Source organism: Candidatus Jordarchaeum sp. (assembly GCF_052745115.1).
This window is the reverse complement of sequence record NZ_JBRAKS010000428.1, coordinates 1-2,914: the sequence shown is the minus strand read 5'-3', so window position 1 is coordinate 2,914 and position 2,914 is coordinate 1. Positions and strand designations below refer to the sequence as shown.

The 2,914-nt window shown below is 41.7% G+C and carries 6 protein-coding genes; 1 reads left to right on the top strand and 5 read right to left on the bottom strand.

Annotated elements, in window-relative coordinates:
• Window positions 1–98: 98 nt before the first annotated feature.
• Genes ACUVXA_RS19065 through ACUVXA_RS19045 form a run of 5 tightly spaced genes read right to left on the bottom strand, consistent with a single transcriptional unit; the run spans window position 99 to window position 2,317 of the window.
• Window positions 99–968, bottom strand: a complete 870-nt coding sequence (locus ACUVXA_RS19065) for a VIT1/CCC1 transporter family protein (RefSeq protein WP_445872875.1) — start codon at window positions 966–968, stop codon at window positions 99–101.
• Between the two features lie 39 nt (window positions 969–1,007).
• The gene (locus ACUVXA_RS19060) at window positions 1,008–1,352 is read right to left on the bottom strand and encodes a NifB/NifX family molybdenum-iron cluster-binding protein (RefSeq protein WP_445872874.1); all 345 of its coding nucleotides are present in this window, start codon (window positions 1,350–1,352) and stop codon (window positions 1,008–1,010) included.
• A 45-nt stretch (window positions 1,353–1,397) separates the two neighbouring features.
• Window positions 1,398–1,580, bottom strand: coding sequence for a hypothetical protein (locus tag ACUVXA_RS19055; protein WP_445872873.1), 183 nt, complete (start codon window positions 1,578–1,580; stop codon window positions 1,398–1,400).
• 17 nt (window positions 1,581–1,597) lie between these two features.
• Window positions 1,598–1,915 (bottom strand): hypothetical protein, encoded by a 318-nt coding sequence (locus ACUVXA_RS19050; RefSeq protein ID WP_445872872.1) that lies wholly within the window; start codon window positions 1,913–1,915, stop codon window positions 1,598–1,600.
• A 15-nt stretch (window positions 1,916–1,930) separates the two neighbouring features.
• Window positions 1,931–2,317 carry a hypothetical protein gene (locus tag ACUVXA_RS19045; protein ID WP_445872871.1) on the bottom strand — a complete coding sequence of 129 codons (387 nt, stop codon included), beginning with the start codon at window positions 2,315–2,317 and terminating at the stop codon, window positions 1,931–1,933.
• Window positions 2,318–2,616: 299 nt separating this feature from the next.
• Between ACUVXA_RS19045 and ACUVXA_RS19040 the strand changes: the two genes are divergently transcribed.
• Window positions 2,617–2,914, top strand: a 298-nt coding sequence (locus ACUVXA_RS19040) for a DUF134 domain-containing protein (RefSeq protein WP_445872870.1), incomplete at its 3' end; no start/stop codon positions are given.

Genomic DNA, 2,914 nt, shown 5'->3' with positions numbered 1-2,914 from the left:
TCTCCACTCGTTTACCTGCACACTCCATGCCAAGCGGAGTTTATCCAATCTTAATAAGCATAAAGCCATATAAAAACTATCATAACATCAACGCATAATCATATTTGCACGTTTAACAACGCCTTTATAACAAAACCTATAGCGAACGTTAAACCTGCTATTCCAAGGCTTATCATAGTCATCTCAAAGAATCTCTTTTTAAATGAAAGATCCTTTACAACGGAAATATAAAAATTGAACAGTAAAATGACGATAACAGCGTTCAATATTGTTAAGCTCAAGCAAACATACATGTCTGTAAGAAACAAATAGGGGAATATTAGAAACAAAACTGTGAGGACATAAGCGAAGCCCGTGTAAACAGATGCCCTAAAGGGGTTTTTAGCGCTACTCTCAGATTTAGTCGATAAATACTCTGATGCAGCCATCGAAAGAGATGCGGCAACCCCAGTAATTAAGCCCGTCATTACAATTAACCGTGTATCCTGAAGAGCCAAAGTAAAACCAGCAAGGGCGCCGGTGAGCTCAACAAGTGCATCATTCAAACCCAAAACAACAGAACCAACATATCTAAGCCGCTCCTCATCTATCAAATTTATGAGCTGCTTCTCATGCTCATCCTCATCTTTTACGATATTTTTAGCATCAGGCACAGAATCAGATATTTTTTCATACATAACATGAGCTTTTTCTTCATTTCTTTCCATCAGTTTCATTCCAAAGGTTATTCCAAACACTTTCGAAATCAAAACGTACTTCCACATTCTCAACTTGCTCGGCTTTACATCTTTATGAGTATATTTTTTCCAGAAATCGTAGTGTTTTAGTTCATCATTCGAAACACGTTTCAAAATTTCCTTATTACTTGCATCTTTTATCGATTTAGACAGTTTTTCATAGACAAAGTGTTCCGTGATCTCATTCTTTTGCGCAGTTAATATCACATTTTCAGCATCATTGAACTGCATAACGCACGATCTCGCATGCTAATGCGCTTAAATTTTCATTTATCTTTTCAACTTTTTAAGTTCTTTTATTGCGTCTATAACTTTTATGTTTGGATTTACCGAAACCCTCTTTATGTCATGATGCTCAAGCAACCCTGAAGCACCTGGACCAAGTTCAGAGGCTAATACAAAATTCACTTCAAGATCCGCTAATGTTTTTACAGCAACAGGTCCAGAACCATAGTCATAGGATGCTGCAGGATTGTCAATTACGCGTACATTTTTAACATGGCCATTCTCAACATCAACTATAGTAAAAGTCTTAGCTTTACCAAAAACTTCCGAAACAGTATCCTCTAAACCAGCATACGCTTTTGTTGGAACAGCTATCCTTATCTTCTCCATACTTAATCACCTAACAGGATCTAATCAGAAACTAAAAAAGGGGAGCTAAGGTTGCGAACGTTGCCATGGAGGTCCTCCGCCCCTTCCTCTTCTTCCCCCAGGCGGACCCTTATCTAGCCGATGAATCATCATAGCTGGCGCTCCGCATCTTGGACAATGTGTTGGTTTTGGAACCCCTTGAGGAACTTCCATTATTTGTCCGCAGTTGCCGCATTGAAAATGTTTCATTGGCAAACTCAACGGCTTCACGGTCCTGACGGTTGTCCCCTTTCCTTCTCAAGCATCGCCTTTAACTCTTTTATCCGTGCGTCCACATCACTGATTTCCTGTTCTACGCTAGCTTTCTCGTCTTCAAGCTCCTTCTTGTAGTCTTCTAACGCTGCTAATTCATCTTCTGGAGATTGTGTTGGTACTGCCGGGTACATTGCCGGCGGATAAGCATATGGAGGATAAGGATATTGCTGCTGCGGCGGAATCTGTCCAGGCGGTGGATACGCATATGGGTATTGAGGCAGGTAACTATACCAACGCCAATATCTTCTACCTCTTCTTGGCCATGCCATTTCCATTTCACTCCTCTACCAGTATCTCATGTATGGCGCTGGAGGATACGCGTATGAATACATTGCAGGAGGATATGCATAACCGGTCATTCCGTACATGCTCTGAGGATATCCATAGCCCCAGCCGTAAATCATGTAGGGCAATCCATACCTATATCCAACATCATAACTAGCATATGGAAATCCATATCCATATTGCGGATATGCCCACCACCATCTCGGAAGCCAAGGAAACCTTGCACATACATAGGGATTAGCGCCCCACCACCATCCTCGTCCGAAACCTCTGCCAAAGCCAAAGAGCCATCCGGGTCTCTGCCAAGGAGGCAAATGACTGAAGGGCCCTCTACCAGGCCAAGGACCAGCCCAGCCACCATGCCTACCTATCCAACCCCATCCCATGTTCTTTTTCACCTCTAAATTCATTTTTGTGCTTTTGCACACATTCAATTATGTGATAAAGCACAGAAATATATAAATCTTCCGTTTAACATAACAATAATGATCAAAAATGGGAGGGAAAAATATCGGGAAAGAATGTGAAATCGGAAAACTGAAGTACAGTCTATTGATCAGAGAAACATCGCCTGAAAGGCTGCGAAACAAGCTTTACTGTGGGCTCTCGAAGAAACAAGTAGTCTATTAACATATTAAATTAATAAATGGAACGATTAATCAAAGAAGACAGAGGATGGACAACCGTGTGGAGACAAAGACATAGATGCGGCAGAAGAGGAAGGTTTCCAAAACCTGTAATATTAGGGATGACGCCGCCTATAAACAGTTTCGCTCCGAACCCGCCAAGAAATTTAGAACCTGTATTCTTGGAAATGGCAGAACTTGAAGCCTTTCGACTAGTCGACTTAGAGGGACTATCACAAGAAGAAGCTGGACAAAGGATGAGAGTTTCCAGAGGAACAGTGTGGAGGCTCGTTCAAAGAGCCAGAAAGAAGACCGCTCAAGCCCTAAGTGAAGGAAGACCAATATACATCGTTCCAC

Excerpts from the sequence above, each read along its gene's own strand:
- ACUVXA_RS19060 (WP_445872874.1), bottom strand. The coding sequence starts at position 1,352 with ATGGAGAAGATAAGGATAGCTGTTCCAACAAAAGCGTATGCTGGTTTA.
- ACUVXA_RS19045 (WP_445872871.1), bottom strand. The coding sequence starts at position 2,317 with ATGGGATGGGGTTGGATAGGTAGGCATGGTGGCTGGGCTGGTCCTTGG.
- ACUVXA_RS19050 (WP_445872872.1), bottom strand. The coding sequence starts at position 1,915 with ATGGCATGGCCAAGAAGAGGTAGAAGATATTGGCGTTGGTATAGTTAC.
- ACUVXA_RS19055 (WP_445872873.1), bottom strand. The coding sequence starts at position 1,580 with ATGAAACATTTTCAATGCGGCAACTGCGGACAAATAATGGAAGTTCCT.
- ACUVXA_RS19065 (WP_445872875.1), bottom strand. The coding sequence starts at position 968 with ATGCAGTTCAATGATGCTGAAAATGTGATATTAACTGCGCAAAAGAAT.